The sequence below is a fragment of the Shewanella sp. Choline-02u-19 genome, from assembly GCF_002836205.1.
In the GTDB taxonomy this organism is placed as follows: Bacteria; Pseudomonadota; Gammaproteobacteria; order Enterobacterales; family Shewanellaceae; genus Shewanella.
Genome location: NZ_PJBE01000012.1, coordinates 625,101 through 641,241, shown reverse-complemented (window position 1 = coordinate 641,241; position 16,141 = coordinate 625,101). Strand labels below are relative to the sequence as shown.

Sequence of the window (16,141 nt, the reverse complement as noted above, 5' to 3'; positions counted from 1 at the left end):
GCCAACTATATCGAAACGGATAGCGACGCACTCGTATCGTTTTACACTCAATACCATTGCGTATTGATTCGATATCGTCGGATTTATCGAGCAGAGTTAGCGCTTAGTCGTACACAAAAATAAACCCATAAAAAAGCCAACTATATCGAAACGGATAGCGACGCACTCGTGTCGCTATACACTCAATACCATTGCGTATTGATTCGATATCGTCGAATTTATCGAGCAGAGTTAGCGCTTAGTCGTACACAAAAATAAACCCATAAAAAAGCCAACTATATCGAAACGGATAGCGACGCAGTCGTGTCGTTATACACTCAATACCATTGCGTATTGATTCGATATCGTCGAATTTATCGAGCAGAGTTAGCGCATAGTCGTACACAAAAATAAACCCATAAAAAAGCCAACTATATCGAAACGGATAGCGACACACTCGTATCGTTATACACTCAATACCATTGCGTATTGATTCGATATCGTCGAATTTATCGAGCAGAGTTAGCGCTTAGTCGAACACAAAAATAAACCAATAAAAAAGCCAACAATTTAATTGTTGGCTTTTAAAGTCATTACACTCTCTATTAGCTTCTCAAGCCTATTCCGCGCGAGATAAGGTAGTAAGCTAAACTCCATAACCCGACACAGAAGCCAACCATGACTGCAACTGACAAAGGAACACTGATGTCGGCATAGCCTAAGAACCCAAAACGGAATACGTTAATCATATATACCACAGGGTTTAATGCCGATACCGCTTGCCAAAAATCGGGCAGTAACGATAGCGAATAAAACACGCCACCGAGATAGGTCAATGGGGTCAAAACAAAGGTAGGAACAATACTGATATCATCGTAACTTTTTGCAAAAATGGCATTAATGAGTCCACCTAAGGCAAATAAAACTGCCGTTAAGAACACCGTAATCGCCACCAATCCAGCATGCTGTATGGTGATATCGACAAAGAACATCGCCACTAACGTCACGATAGCGCCCACAAACAAGCCACGGACAACACCGCCGCCAACATAGCCTGCGATAATGACATAGTGCGGCACAGGTGCAACGATAAGCTCCTCCAAGTTACGCTGAAATTTAGCGCTAAAAAAGGAGGATGCCACATTAGAATAAGAGCTGGTAATCACTGCCATCATGATTAAACCTGGCGCGATAAACTCCATATAAGAGACACCGCCCATCTCACCAATGCGTTTACCCACTAAGTTACCAAATATCAGGAAATACAGGGTCATACTGATCGCCGGAGGCACCAAAGTTTGGATCCAAATACGGGTAAAACGGTTTATCTCTTTGGTTAAGATACTTTTAAAAGCTGTAAAATACAGCGCTCTCATATTCATTTTCCGCCCCCAGACACTTTACCTTTTTCGACTAACTCAACGAACAGTTCTTCTAAGCGATTGGCCTTATTACGCATCGACAGCACTTGAATATTAAGCGCACTCAACTGTACAAAAACATCATTAAGACTCTGCTCTTTTGCCACATCAACCTCTAAGGTATGTGGATCTGTTAAGCGACACACCGTCTGCTCAAGCGCGGGATTTTCATTCAAGTCACAACCCAAATCAAGAATAAACGTTTCCATATTCAAACGGCTAAGCAACGACTTCATGCTCGTGCATTCCACCAGCACACCTTTGTCGATAATACCGATATTGCGGCAAAGCATTTCGGCTTCTTCTAAATAATGAGTGGTGAGAATAATCGTCACGCCCTGCTCATTTAGCTCGGTGAGAAAGGTCCACATAGAGCGACGCAATTCAATATCTACACCCGCTGTTGGTTCATCTAAAATCAACAATTGTGGCTCATGCATTAACGCGCGCGCGATCATCAAACGGCGCTTCATGCCGCCAGAGAGTTCACGCGCTGGACTGTTGCGTTTTTCCCACAGGTCAAGTTGACTAAGGTGTTTTTCAGCACGTTCTAGTGCCACCTCTTTCTTAACGCCGTAGTAACCCGCTTGATTGACAACAATTTGCTGTACCGTTTCAAACTGATTAAAATTAAACTCTTGAGGCACTAGGCCAATACTGAGTTTGGCGAGTTCAAGCTCGTTATCAATATCATGTCCAAATACAGACACTTTTCCCGAACTCTTTTGCACCAAAGAACTAATAATACCAATCGTCGTTGATTTACCTGCTCCGTTAGGCCCAAGTAGCGCAAAAAAATCGCCCTTATTCACTGTTAAGCTTATGCCCTTTACTGCCTCAACTCCGCCTTTATAGGTTTTTTTTAAGGAGTCGATAACTAAGGCGGCTTCTGTATTTGCCATGGTTATTCCAATCACTCTGTATTAAGTAAAAAAAACTCCCGCAATAGCGAGAGTCATTAGTATCGATTGCGCTTCTAGCTCAATAATCAGTTTAACGCCAATAAGCATCAAAACCCGACCTAAGCTATAGAGACAATATTAATCTTCTAGCGGAATCACTCTCGCGATGTAAGGTAAGTTACGATACTGCTCCGCATAGTCGATGCCATATCCAACGATAAACTCATCAGGGATGGTAAAACCGATAAAGTCGACAGGCACATCAACTTCACGACGTTGAGGCTTATCAAGTAAGGTACATAGCGCTAAACTTTTTGGCTCGCGGATCATCAGGATCTCACGCACCTTGTTAAGGGTATTACCAGAATCAATAAGATCTTCCACAATCAGTACATCACGCCCCTGGATCTCGGACTGTACGTCTTTAAGGATTTTTACGTCGCGACTGCTTGTCATCGCATTGCCATAACTTGATACCGACATAAAATCGATCTCTACGTGGCCTTTAATACGTCGACAAAGATCTGCCATAAACACAACAGAACCCTTAAGTAGACCTACCATTAACAGGCGGTCACTTTCGGCATAATGCGTATTAATTTGCTCAGCCAAAATATCCAATTTTTGATCGATCTCTTCTGCAGAGATCATCACTTCAATGGTGTGTTTCATAAAACTCTCAATAGTCGATGTCGTTGGTATTATGCTTGTCATAACCCCAACGATTCGTTAATGCATGGTCAACGCCCAAATGGTCAAGAATTCGGGCGACCATAAAGTCTACCAGATCTTCAACCGATTTGGGATTATGATAAAAGCCTGGCGCTGCAGGCATAATGGTTACGCCTAAGCGAGAGAGCGACAACATATGCTCTAAGTGTATGGCACTAAAAGGAGTTTCTCGAGGAACCAAGATTAATTGGCCTCGCTCTTTTATTACAACATCAGCCGCTCGTTCGAGTAAATTATTACTCATACCCGTTGCAACCGATGCTAATGTCCCTGTACTGCACGGACAGATGACCATCTGTTTTGGCGCCGCAGAACCCGAAGCTGGCGGCGAAAACCACTCCTCTTTACCCAATACAATGAGCTCGCCAGCCACGTCGCCAAACTGCGCTAATAACTGTGCTTGCGCTTTATCGCTATTGGCGCTTAACTGCAGGCCTTGCTCTGTGGCCAATACCACTCTCGCGGCTGATGAGATCATCAAGAACACTTGATAATCACTTCTCAACAGTGCTTCTAATAATCTCAGGCCATATGGAGCGCCCGAGGCGCCAGTCCACGCCAGGCTAATAGACTTGTCTGCTTTATGGTATGTCACACTCATGGCTAGTTATTTACCTGTTTTAGTGTTTAATTGTGCCAGCAGCTTTTGATGTAATCCGCCGAAGCCGCCATTACTCATAATGATAATAGTATCTCCACTGCTCGCCTGAGCGACGACCTGCTCTATAATCTCATCAATATCATACAACACAGCAACTGGCACCGAGGCTGTGGCCATTGCGGTGCTAATGTCCCAGTCAATATTGCCCGCTTGATATAAAAAGACATTGCTAGCCAAAGCCAATGAGTTTGCCAAGGTGTCCTTGTGCACGCCGCTCTTCATGGTGTTCGAACGCGGCTCTAAAATCACCGTCACCTTACGCTGGCCCACTTTGGCTCGCATACCCGCTAGAGATGTTGCTATGGCCGTTGGGTGATGCGCAAAGTCATCATAAACTTCGATACCGCTTATAGTACCAAGCAGCTCCATGCGGCGCTTAGGAGGTGCAAACTTGGCTAACGCTTCAATGGCGGCATCAGGCTTAACCCCAACGTGCCTCGCTGCGGCAATTGCCATCACCGCATTTTCGATATTGTGCTGGCCAATGAGTTCCCAATCGACAACCCCCTGCAACTCACCATTGTAGAAGACTTCAAACTGATGAGCATCATCGCTAAGATTATGAGCATGCCAGCCGTTAGTCACGGCATTTAAATGATATGTCTCTTGCTCACTCCAGCAACCTAGCGCGATGACTTGCTGCACACTTATCGCATCTGCTGGCCAGATCACTTTTCCTTCACCAGGAACCGTCCGTATTACGTGATTAAACTGGCGTTGGATCGCTTTAAGATCATCAAATATATCGGCGTGATCGAACTCTAAGTTGTTGATCACCAGAGTACGCGGTTGATAGTGGACAAACTTAGAACGTTTATCAAAAAAGGCGCTGTCGTATTCATCAGCTTCAACCACAAAAAACGGCGAACCGCCAAGGCGAGCCGATACCCCGAAGTTTTGCGGTACACCACCAATCAAAAATCCCGGCTCATAGCCACAGTCTTCGAGGATCCACGCCAACATACTCGAGGTAGACGTTTTACCATGGGTGCCAGCAACCGCTAATACCCAGCGCTCAGCCAAGATGTGCTCTGCTAGAAACTGCGGGCCAGAGGTATACTTAAGGCCGCGGTTAAGCACTGCTTCAACGCAAGGATTACCTCGGCTCATAGCATTGCCGATCACCACAAGATCGGGCGCATCATCTTCATTTTTACCCAATTGAGTAGGATCGAAACCTTGGATCAGCTCAATACCTTGCTCTTCTAGTTGAGTGCTCATTGGCGGGTAAACATTGGCATCGCTGCCCGTTACCTTGTGCCCTTCAGCTCGAGCCAGCAACGCGAGGCCGCCCATGAAGGTGCCACAGATCCCTAAAATATGTACGTGCATAGTGGTCGCTCTGGAGTTTAAAAAATCTAGGTTATTCTAACCAATTGCGGCGGGGTTTGTCAGTTAACTCGTGTTTAACTCACTTTTAAATATGGCTGACGCTGTGGTGCGGCTAAAAAATAGAGGAGCTGATTATCGGCTCCTCTATCTCTGCATAATTAACGGATTAACAACAAGGGTACGCTGCTTTTTATCAGCACTTGCGTGGTGTTACTGCCGAGAAAGTACTGGCGTAACTTTGTGTGGCCATAGGCCCCCATCACTATCATCCCAAGCTGTTGTTGCTCTTGGTAATCGAGTAATGCGCTATCTACATCTCCAGTTAACACTCGCTCTGTCACCATGATCCCTGCCTCAGTAAGCTGCTGCGATGCTTGTTGAAAAGCTGCGCTCTTGTCACCAGAGCCATCAACCATCACCAAATGACACTCCAAACCGACAAGCAAAGGCGTCTTGATAGCCTTTTCAATCAGCTTGTCACTGGTTGCACTACCATCAAAGGCGATCATATAGGAGCTTGGCACTTCGAAGCTTTCGCTGACCACAAGGGTATGGGCCTTAATCGTTCTAATCACACTTTCAAGCTGTGAGCCTATTGTTTTAGTGCTGCTATGATCTTCACCCGACCTCCCCAGCACTAACACCCTCAAATCATCTTCTAGATCCATTAATGTGTCGAGTAAACTGCCATGGCGTTGTAATTTATGGATATCACTCACGCCTCGCACTTGCGCTAACTCTTCTGCATCTATCAGTAACTGCTTACCATGCTTAAGCGCCACTTTACTGCGCAGCTCATCAAGCTCTACCAGTTCATTGAGTAGGTCTTCTTGGCTACCAAAGCCAATTTGGCCCGACAATTCGCTCACCACAGGTCTGGTGGCTTTATCGAGCACATGCAATAACGTTAACGGTGCTTTCACTTTGTGTGCAACCCAAGCACTGGCTTCACAGGTGGCTAGAGTCAATTTAGAACCATCAATACACGCAACTATATTCTTCATCTGTATCATCCTCTTAGTGTCCAGCCAGTAGTCTTTCAACTTCTTCGGGCTTATCGTGTACCCCAAATTTATCAACAATGGTGCGAGTCGCTTGATTCATACCAATAAGGTTCACATGTGTACCCTCTCGACGAAATTTAATCACCACTTTATCCAATGCAGATACCGCCGTCACATCCCAAAAGTGAGCCGCCGATAAATCGATAGTGACTGACTCTAATACTTCTTTAAAATCAAATGAATCGGTAAATTTATCCGATGACGCAAAGAACACTTGGCCAATCACCCGATATTCACAACTGTCACTTTCACCGATATTATTCCTAACCACCATCATGCGACTAATCTTGTTGGCAAAGAATAAGGAAGCAAGCAGCACTCCAACAAATACACCGATAGCCAGATTATGAGTGGCTACCACCATAGCAACCGTTGCCAGCATCACAACATTGGTCGACAGTGGATGTTTTTTCATATCGAGAATGGACTGCCACGAGAACGTACCTATGGCCACCATAATCATTACCGCGACCAAGGCGGCCATAGGGATCTGTTTTAACCAGGGTCCAAGAAAGACCACCATTATGAGCAAGAATACACCCGCCGCTAAACTCGATAGACGTCCACGTCCGCCGGACTTTATATTAATCATCGATTGACCAATCATGGCGCAACCCGCCATACCACCAAGAAAACCCGTAAACACATTGGCAAGTCCTTGCCCCTTACACTCACGGTTTTTATCACTATTGGTATCGGTAAGATCGTCGACAATCGTCGCCGTCATCATTGATTCTAATAGTCCGACGACCGCGAGTCCCATGGAATAAGGCAATACAATCAGTAAGGTTTCGAAGTTTAACGGCACATCAGGCCATAAGAATATCGGTAAGGTATCAGGTAAGTCTCCCATATCACCCACGGTACGCACATCGACATTAAACATCATAGCAAATGCTGTTAACCCGACAATACAGATCAAAGGAGAGGGGATTAATTTGCCAATAACAGGCAGATAAGGGAACAGGTATATGATTCCAAGACCGGCTAATGTCATCGCATATACGTGCCAAGTCACATTGGTAAGCTCTGGTAATTGGGCCATAAAAATCAGTATAGCCAATGCATTTACAAACCCTGTCACTACCGATCGCGATACGAATCGCATCAAATTACCGAGTTTTAAATATCCCGCTAAAATCTGTAGTAATCCCGTCAATACTGTTGCTACCAACAAGTATTGCAAACCATGATCCTTAACTAGGGTTATCATCAACAGCGCCATTGCTCCCGTTGCCGCGGAGATCATACCTGAACGGCCACCGGTGAAAGCTATTACCACTGAAATACTAAATGAGGCATACAAGCCGACTTTGGGGTCGACACCCGCAATAATCGAAAATGCGATAGCCTCTGGAATGAGGGCTAACGCCACAACGATACCCGCAAGCAGATCGCCACGGATATTAGATAACCAATCAATTTTGAAATTTTTAAACATTGAACTCTCAGTTTACGCACGGCAGTTCGCACCAGAGATTAGACTGGAGTGATATGCGTGCTTTTTTGATAAAATTTTGGCGCGGAAAACTGCCGTAGTAATCGACAACGAATTAACAAGCGCAAAGAAGTAAGCGTGATGCTTAGTTAGCAATGAAAGCTATAGGGAGGGCGAAACGTTAAGGTGGCGTCATTAACACAATGAGTAATTTCCTCTTAAATTATAATAAGGCGCGATTCTACACTTAAAAGTCAGTCTATAAAATAGACAGCATCACTTTTTCTTATTTTATTGTTGCATCTCCCCAACAATCGTAGAAATCACTGCCTATATTCAAGCCCTCAGAAATGTGATTAAAATATTGCCGTTAAGTTAGTTCACGTTTCTTATCAATAACAGCCATGATCCAATGCGCTGTATCACCTTGCTGAACACAGACTATTTAAGCAATCCATAACATACGGTATAAGTCAGTTATCACTGGGTTATTTGCTTATCAAATACCCACCATCATTTACGTAAAACACTGGCTTCAGCTCACTACTTAAAGGGACACACCATGTTTTTTGTGCATATGCTGTTATTGTTGGCCATCATCTTTGTCGGGATCCGTCACGGCGGTGTTGCCTTTGGCCTTTTAGGTGGCTTGGGTGTCTCCATTCTTGCCTTTGTATTTGGCGTTGCGCCAGGTTCACCGCCAATCAACGTCATGTTGATCATTCTTGCCGTGGTTGCCGCATCAGCCACCTTAGAAGCGACTGGCGGTCTAAAGCTACTGGTCCGCTATGCCGAAAAACTACTGCGTAAACACCCAAACCAAATCGTGTTTCTGGGTCCTTTATGCACATACTCCTTAACTGTACTTGTGGGAACGGGGCACTCAGTCTATCCATTACTGCCAGTGATCTACGATGTCGCATACAAGAAAGGCATTCGGCCTGAGCGTCCACTCGCTATCGCAACCGTTGCTTCGCAAATGGGGATCACAGCCAGCCCTATTGCCGCCGCTGCCGCCGTTGTTATTGCCACCTCAATGGAAAACAATCTTGATATTGGTTTGATGGATGTGTTGTTAGTCACCATACCTTCAACATTAATCGGTGTACTGGTCGCCTCAGCTTGGAGCTTAAAGCGTGGTAAAGATCTCGATAAAGATGAAGAGTTTCAAGCTCGATTGCTGGATGAAGAGTTTAAGAATAGTCTCATTGATCCGGATATTGAAACCGATGATGTCGCCAAAAGTAACAGCATCGCCAAAAAAGGGTTAAGTATCTTTCTACTCGGCATATTAGCCGTCATTGGCTTGGCAATGTTTAGCAAAGAGTTATTGCCTGAAGGCGTGAAGATGTCTGTCGCCATCCAGTTTATGATGCTTTCCGTTGGCGCGATGATTTTACTTGTCACCAAGGTAGATCCTAAAAAGATAGTGAGCAGTAATGTCTTCATCGCAGGTATGACTGCAGTGATCATTATCTTTGGTATTGCATGGCTTAGCGACACTATTATTAGCTATCACAAGAGCTATCTAATTGAGTCTGTGAGTGACATCGTCCATGCTCATCCTTGGTCATTCGCCATTGCGATGTTTGTCGCGTCCATCTTCTTGAAGAGCCAAGCTGCAACCTTAACCATAATGCTGCCACTGGGTTTCTCTTTGGGGATCCCGGCACCAGTGCTTATCGGCGTATTACCCGCTTGCTATGCTTATTTCTTCTTCCCGTTCTACCCGAGTGATTTAGCGGCGATTAGTTTCGATAGAACCGGCACCACCCATATTGGTAAATATGTGTTGAATCATAGCTTTATTGTGCCTGGTTTTATTGGCGTCGGCACAGCAACATTTATCGGCTACTTCATTTCAATGACCATTAATTAACAGCTAGATCACTAAGTCAGTCGATACAGCTTCAAATTAGGCTAATTATTGTTACTCTAGATAGCATTTAAAGGCGTCCTCAAAGGGCGCCTTATCGATCTATAGAAAAATTGAGAGCGGTATGAGTCGAATGTTTAGTGAGAGTGACAGCGAGGTCTTAGCCGATATTATCCGACTACGCCGCGATGTTAGAGGTAATCGTTTTAATGATAAGCCCGTCTCAGATGCGAGTATCGATACGCTGCTAAATGCCGCCATGCAAGCGCCTTCAGTTGGATACTCGCAGCCTTGGCAATTTGTGGTTATTCGCGACTCAAACATTAAACAAGCAGTGCAGCAAACGTTTGTTGCAGCAAATGCCCTTGGCAGTGAGCAATTTACGGGGGATAAACGCGCTCAGTATGATGCGCTCAAACTCGAAGGGATTTTAGAGGCTCCAGTTAACTTAGCGGTATTTTATCAACCCAGTGAAACTGCAGTTCTAGGGCAAACAAGCATGCCAGAGATGGGTAAGTTTAGTGTTGTTTGTGCCATTCAAAACCTGTGGTTAATGGCGCGTTCGCTCAATATTGGTGTCGGTTGGGTCAGTATTTTAGACCCGTTAAAGGTCAAGCAAGCGTTAAATGCCCCCGAAAGCGCTGAACTGATAGGTTATCTCTGTATAGGCTATGTCGATAAATTTCTGGCCGAACCAGAACTTAAGCAAAAAGGTTGGCAGCAAACCAAGTCTGCTGCTGAGGTTATCTTCAAAGACGGCTTTAATTAGACGACTTTTTCAGCTTTGTCTGTTCACCCACCTCAGCTAGCACCTGTTGATACCCTAGCTCATAGGTTCAATTTCTTGAGTGAGCTTAGCCAACCGTGAATAATAAATTAAAAATATAACCCTTTTCCCAAAAGCTCACGTTTATAGCTATTAGAAGCCAACCCCGTTTTATCTTGGCGAATTTTAGACTTACTTTTGGAGTTACTATGATTAAATCATCTCTTGCAGCACTTATTTCAGCTTTAGTCCTATCGGCCAGCATTACCGCCCCAGCGCTTGCCGCCGATATTAGCTTTGCGCATCTTGAAACCATAGGCACTAGCAATATCCTCGCCGAAGCAGACATGGCAGAAATAAACGTGGAAGTCGTGATTAAAGCGGAAACAGCAAAAGCTGCCAAAGTCGAGTCGGATATCGCCGTGGCTAAATTTATCGAACGTTTAGAAAAAGCAGGCGTTAGCAGCAAGCTAATCCAAAGTGCCAATATCAACCTACAACCTCAATATCACTATGAAAAAGATCAGCCTAACAAACTGATTGGCTACAGTGCGAGCCGCCGCGTAACTGTGACAGTTGTCGATCTAACCAACCTCAATAGCATTCTAGATACCGCGCTTGAAGAGGGTATTAACCGTATTAATCATATCGCGCTCAAATCAAGCAAAGAGGCGCATTATCTTCAACAAGCAAGGCTTGCAGCGATTAAAGATGCACAACACAAAGCGGCAGAGTTAGCCCAAGGCTTTGGCGAAGAGCTCGATGGTGTATGGCAAATTCGCTATTTCGACCAACGTCCAGTTCAGCCAGTGATGATGAGAATGAATGCTGAAAGTGACAGTTATAATGTGCCTAAAAGCTACCAACAAGGCCAAGTCACTATTCAAGATAGAGTAGAAGTCACCTATCGATTGAAATAACGTCAGCTAATCAAAAGGCCCCTCAAACTGTATAACAGCTTGAGGGGCCTTAATCGTTATTAATCAATCGGACACTTACAAGGTATAGCGAATACCAATCGCGACACCATCATCTTCTGATTTTGCTTGCATCGCTTCATTTTCAGGGTTATCACTACTGAAATCACTAAAATCAACACGGCCTTCCAAGTAGATCACCACACTGTTATCCCAAACATAGTGCACGCCAGCCACGGCAAACTGACGTTTAAAAACATCACCAGGATGTTCTGCCTCATAGTCATCACCGGCCTCTAAGACGTTGTAAGAGGCAAGCAGCTTGATATTATTGTCTAAGTAATAGGAGATCAGCGTTTCTAAACCTACCGACTCTTGCAAGAAACGGCCTAAGTTATCTGTATCGTGGAATTCATTTTGGTTGAGGTTCATCGCCGCATATAAGCCATGCTCATCCCAACTGCCCCAGGTTAGACCAAAGCCATAGATATAGTCGGTCTCGGAAATAACCCGACCACTGGCCGTAGTGCCTTCTGGTTCACCGATGTTACCGCCAGCGGTAAGCACTAACATCTCTGTCGCTTGGTAGGTCAAACCAATACCATAAGTATTATCGTATTCTGTCATCACCAATCGATTCGGGTTATTACTACCATCATCTTCAATATCTGTGGTACTGCTTTTTAACTGCATTTGCGCCGCGATCCCTAAATCACCCCAACTATTACGATACTGAATCACTTTATCACCACGACCGACACCATTAATGGCACCGTCGGATTTGTTATACGTATAAGTACCGGATGCATTACCGTCCCATACAAAACCATAGTTGGTGTTGTACACAACGTCGTACCATGCGCCCCATTGCTTACCAATTGAGATCGACCCATAGTCATTGTGACTGACGCCAACATAGCCTAAACGGTTATTTAAAAAGTCACCGCTTTTGGTCTCAAAGTTACTTTCACTGCTATAGGAGATCGTTGCATTACCAAAGGGATTTACGCCCCACTCCAGCTTGACATAGCTTTTCCAATCATTGGACATTTCACGGGTAAAGCCGAAATTAATTCTTGAGCTGCCATTCACAACCTCTGTAACATCTTGTGTATTAATAACTCGTGCATCAACGAAACCACCAATCTCAAATGCATTTTTATTGTCTTTAAATACCTCAACCGCGAAGCTTGTCGGCATAAAAACCAACGTTGCGAGGGGCAATACTGCTAGCGCTTTTTTCATAAAATCTCCAACTTTGGTTATTTTTATATTCAGCTTTAGCGTACTTCGCTAGCGGCTCTGGGTATTATGATCCGAGATGGTCGCTTAAAAACTGCACTCGCTAAATAGAAAACATAGCAAAAAATTGGGTAAATACAAGTTGATAGCCAGTGAAGATTTTTAATATTGGTGTTCTAGAGGAGGGGTTTACATATTTGACAGTGCATGCTTCAGCATTAACAAGAAAATGGCGAAGTCGATCACTACTTACTTGGGATTAAATTGACCGCAGCGAGCCGCTACGGTCGTTAGGTTTTAATCCTAAAAACTAGGCACATAGCCGTGCAAGATAGACTTTGTTCTTACCGGAAAATTTAGCTTTATAGAGCGCTTTATCAGCCTCTTTAAGTAATGCTGTCAAGCTAGTGGCTTGTTCATTGAGTACCGCAATACCTAGGCTTATCGTCATTTCAATGCTGACATCATCAAACTCAAACAGCTGCGATGCAATAGCACTTCGGATGCGTTCCGATATTGAAAAAGCTTCTTCCTCTGAAGTATTAGACAGCACAATAATAAACTCTTCACCACCAATTCGTCCGACTAAATCATGCTTTTTTAACCAACGTTCAGCCCGTTTAGTCACGGCTTGAATAGCCAAGTCGCCAACATGGTGGCCAAAGCGATCATTAATACTCTTAAAGTTATCAATATCAAAAATAATAACCGATGCCGACTGTTGTTTTTTAATCGACCTTTCAATCATTTTCTCACCCGTTTTAAAGGTATAACCTCGGTTAGCGATACCCGTAAGAAAGTCGATTTGAGCACGATGCTTAAAGACTTTTCGCGAATGCATTAAAAAGAAGACTGCCGCCAATAGCACTGCTGCCACTAACACAACAATACTCATTTTAAGCTCATTAATGCGCTCTTTATCTATCACAGCTTTGAGATTCAATTCATTGATTGCTAACTTATTGGCAAGTCGTTCGTTCTCAAAATCAGCCAATTTAGAGTTATGGTCAAGTGCAGAGTCGATAACTTCGTTATCGATGATGTTCTTATTGTGCTCTCGCTCTTCATCTATCACTTTTAAAAGGGTATTCACCGCCAATAAATAATTTTTATTGTCGAATGCAATAATGGCATCGGCAGTCAGTAGCATACTGCCCATATTGGCTGGAAAACGTTTATCTTGCAGGAACACTCGCGCCATACTAGCCGCTTTGTCAGGCTCACCAATTCGCATATAAGCTAGCGCTAAAAACAGATGACTAGAGCTTACAAAATAGCGCTCCTGCGTTGTTTCTTTAAGAGCAATTGCTTTTTCTAGATAGGTGACGGCCACGGGGTAATCAAAGGAGCCGAGTGCGACACGTCCAGCATTGAGATAGGCAAAAAAATAGAAATCTTTAAATTCTGGTGCGGCTTCTGCTAATGCTAATTGTGCGGCAATATTCACCTTGGCTTTATCCCAATCACTCAACTTGATCGCAGAGCTAACCATGTTGTGCTGCATGTTAAACATGTCTTCTTTATCGTCTACGGTTTGCCACGTTTGATAGGCCTTATTAAAGTTATCATAAGCACGTTTATGTAGCCCTACCGTACGATACAGGGTACCGGTTGCATTATAAATCATCGCTTTGCGGTGAACATCGAGTTTGTCACTCTTATCAACAATCATCATGGCTTCGTCGAGTAACGCAATCCCCTTATGCACTGTCGTCGCGGTGTAATAGCAAAAGGCATTTTGTGTGAGTGTTTTTGCCAGCAATGTTGGGTTATTATTCTGTCTTGCAAAAGCCAGCGCCTTACGACGATCGATACAATAAACGGCGGGATCATTTGTCTGTAAATATACTGCGAAGGAGCGCTCTAAATAGCTATCGATCAGAATATCGCTAACCGTTAATGATTCAACTAAAGCAATTCCCTTATCATAGCTTGCGATCGCTAAATCTAACTGACGGGTTTTCTCATACAACTGACCATAGAGAAAATACAAGCGGGCATTATCATTGGGTGTCAGCTGATTAGCCTCAATGTCGAAACTATCCAGTAACTTAAGTCCTCCCGCGGGGGAGTCTTTGCTAACCAATACTTCCAATTGGGTCAGAATGTCATTGGCTTGCGCTGTAGAAAATAAAGTCATGGAGATAGAGATAAGGAAGCTAAAGGCCGCAATTATCATTTTCATATGCATATACAGCCCTGTAAAACAGACTTTTTAAGTGTAATTATTTTTCAGAGTAACACATGGGAGACATTTGTATAGTTTGTTGATTTAATAAGGTTTACCTGCCTTAGCGTCTCATTATATAGTCAATTTATTATATTGAAAAACAAGCTCGTTTCGACATGATAATTTGGTTAAAAGGTCATTTTTCAGTTATCAATGCTGCAAACTAACCATTTAATAGTCTGAGTTGAAACAAAAAAGGTTAGCAAGCTTGCTAACCTTTTATTCAATCAATGACCGCATTAACACGCATGCGCTAGTGCTTGCTCTACATCCGCAATAATATCGTCAATATGTTCAATCCCCACAGAGATCCGCACCAAATCTTCTGACACCCCAGCTTTTGCTAGCTCGTTAGCATCTAGCTGTCTATGGGTCGTCGATGCGGGATGGCATGCCAGTGATTTAGCATCGCCGATATTGACCAATCTTAAAATCATCTGCAATGCATCAATAAAGTGCCCACCAGCCACTTTACCGTCATCCGCTTTAATACCAAAACTGATGATCCCTGAGGCTTTTCCGCCAGTAATTTTATGGCAGTTCTCCTGAAATGGACTGTTTGGCAGCGCAGCGTAATTCACCCACTTCACCTTAGGGTGCGCTTCTAAATACTGCGCCAAGGTTAATGCATTGTCGCAATGGCGCTCCATTCTCAGTGCCAGAGTCTCTAACCCTTGTAGCAATAAGAAAGCGCTTTGCGGCGATAGTGCAGCGCCTGTATTACGTAACGGCACCACACGACAACGGCCAATAAAGGCAGCAGGACCAAAAGCTTGGGTATAGACCACACCATGATATGACGGATCCGGTTCATTGAGCAGTGCAAAACGTTGTGGCTGCGCCGCCCAATCAAACTTACCACTATCAACAATCGCCCCGCCAATTGTGGTGCCGTGGCCACCTATATATTTGGTCAACGAGTGCACAACGATGTCAGCGCCATGTTCAAATGGTCTGCATAACACCGGAGTCGCGACCGTATTATCAACAATTAATGGCACACCATGTTTATGAGCAATTTCAGCTAGTCGCTGCAGGTCAACGATATTGCCGGCAGGGTTACCAATTGACTCACAAAATAATGCTTTGGTTTTATCATCAATGAGTGCATCTAATCTGTCGAACTCATCGAAACCCGCCATACGGACCTCAACACCTTGTCTTGGTAAGGTGTGAGCGAATAAGTTATAGGTGCCGCCATACAGTTGGCTGGTACTGACAATGTTGTCGCCCACTTCAGTCAGAGCTTGAATCGCATAAGTGATTGCCGCCATGCCTGAAGCAAGCGCTAACGCAGCAATTCCACCCTCAATAGCGGCTAGGCGTTGTTCTAGCACATCGGTGGTTGGGTTCATGATGCGAGTATAAATATTACCCGGCACTTTAAGATCAAATAGATCAGCGCCATGTTGAGTGTCATCAAAGGTATAAGAGGTGGTTTGATAAATAGGGACTGCAGCGGCTTTGGTTGTCGCTTCCGATTTATAACCATGGTGCAGTGCTAAAGATTCGAGTTTCATACCAGCTAAATCCTATTCCATTTGAATGAAATATGAACATAACAAATAGCCATCTAGAAGT

Annotated in this window: 13 protein-coding genes; 3 read left to right on the top strand and 10 right to left on the bottom strand. The window is 44.1% G+C overall.

Features of this window, described 5'->3' with window-relative positions:
* Positions 1-584: 584 nt before the first annotated feature.
* The 7 genes from CXF83_RS04815 to CXF83_RS04785 all read right to left on the bottom strand — a co-directional run bounded on the left by CXF83_RS04815 (position 585) and on the right by CXF83_RS04785 (position 7,532).
* On the bottom strand, positions 585-1,355 hold the full coding sequence (locus tag CXF83_RS04815) for an ABC transporter permease (protein WP_180961097.1): 771 nt from the start codon (positions 1,353-1,355) through the stop codon (positions 585-587).
* 2 nt (positions 1,356-1,357) lie between these two features.
* Positions 1,358-2,302 carry an ABC transporter ATP-binding protein gene (locus CXF83_RS04810; protein WP_101092335.1) on the bottom strand — a complete coding sequence of 315 codons (945 nt, stop codon included), beginning with the start codon at positions 2,300-2,302 and terminating at the stop codon, positions 1,358-1,360.
* 138 nt (positions 2,303-2,440) lie between these two features.
* Complete coding sequence (gene hpt / locus CXF83_RS04805; protein WP_101092336.1) at positions 2,441-2,974, bottom strand: hypoxanthine phosphoribosyltransferase; 534 nt, start codon at positions 2,972-2,974, stop codon at positions 2,441-2,443.
* 7 nt (positions 2,975-2,981) lie between these two features.
* Entirely contained in the window at positions 2,982-3,635 is a 654-nt protein-coding gene (locus tag CXF83_RS04800) for a flavin prenyltransferase UbiX (protein ID WP_198553509.1), read from the bottom strand.
* Between the two features lie 6 nt (positions 3,636-3,641).
* A complete protein-coding gene (mpl, locus tag CXF83_RS04795) occupies positions 3,642-5,027 on the bottom strand; it encodes a UDP-N-acetylmuramate:L-alanyl-gamma-D-glutamyl-meso-diaminopimelate ligase (RefSeq protein WP_101092337.1) in 1,386 nt (461 codons plus the stop codon).
* A 158-nt stretch (positions 5,028-5,185) separates the two neighbouring features.
* Positions 5,186-6,031 carry a universal stress protein gene (locus CXF83_RS04790; RefSeq protein WP_101092338.1) on the bottom strand — a complete coding sequence of 282 codons (846 nt, stop codon included), beginning with the start codon at positions 6,029-6,031 and terminating at the stop codon, positions 5,186-5,188.
* Positions 6,032-6,044: 13 nt separating this feature from the next.
* Entirely contained in the window at positions 6,045-7,532 is a 1,488-nt protein-coding gene (locus CXF83_RS04785) for a SulP family inorganic anion transporter (protein ID WP_101092339.1), read from the bottom strand.
* A gap of 559 nt (positions 7,533-8,091) precedes the next feature.
* Between CXF83_RS04785 and CXF83_RS04780 the strand changes: the two genes are divergently transcribed.
* From CXF83_RS04780 to CXF83_RS04770, 3 genes are all read left to right on the top strand, one after another.
* Positions 8,092-9,408: an anaerobic C4-dicarboxylate transporter gene (locus CXF83_RS04780; protein ID WP_101092340.1), complete on the top strand. Its 1,317-nt coding sequence runs from the start codon at positions 8,092-8,094 to the stop codon at positions 9,406-9,408.
* A 121-nt stretch (positions 9,409-9,529) separates the two neighbouring features.
* Positions 9,530-10,174 (top strand): 5,6-dimethylbenzimidazole synthase, encoded by a 645-nt coding sequence (bluB, locus tag CXF83_RS04775; protein WP_101092341.1) that lies wholly within the window; start codon positions 9,530-9,532, stop codon positions 10,172-10,174.
* Between the two features lie 206 nt (positions 10,175-10,380).
* On the top strand, positions 10,381-11,091 hold the full coding sequence (locus tag CXF83_RS04770; RefSeq protein WP_101092342.1) for an oxidative stress defense protein: 711 nt from the start codon (positions 10,381-10,383) through the stop codon (positions 11,089-11,091).
* Positions 11,092-11,166: 75 nt separating this feature from the next.
* On the opposite strand, the gene CXF83_RS04765 is transcribed toward CXF83_RS04770, so the two are convergent.
* From CXF83_RS04765 to CXF83_RS04755, 3 genes are all read right to left on the bottom strand, one after another.
* The gene (locus CXF83_RS04765; RefSeq protein WP_101092343.1) at positions 11,167-12,333 is read right to left on the bottom strand and encodes a porin; all 1,167 of its coding nucleotides are present in this window, start codon (positions 12,331-12,333) and stop codon (positions 11,167-11,169) included.
* Positions 12,334-12,640: 307 nt separating this feature from the next.
* On the bottom strand, positions 12,641-14,515 hold the full coding sequence (locus CXF83_RS04760) for a GGDEF domain-containing protein (RefSeq protein WP_232775034.1): 1,875 nt from the start codon (positions 14,513-14,515) through the stop codon (positions 12,641-12,643).
* A 284-nt stretch (positions 14,516-14,799) separates the two neighbouring features.
* On the bottom strand, positions 14,800-16,080 hold the full coding sequence (locus tag CXF83_RS04755; protein WP_101092344.1) for an O-acetylhomoserine aminocarboxypropyltransferase/cysteine synthase family protein: 1,281 nt from the start codon (positions 16,078-16,080) through the stop codon (positions 14,800-14,802).
* Positions 16,081-16,141: the final 61 nt, after the last annotated feature.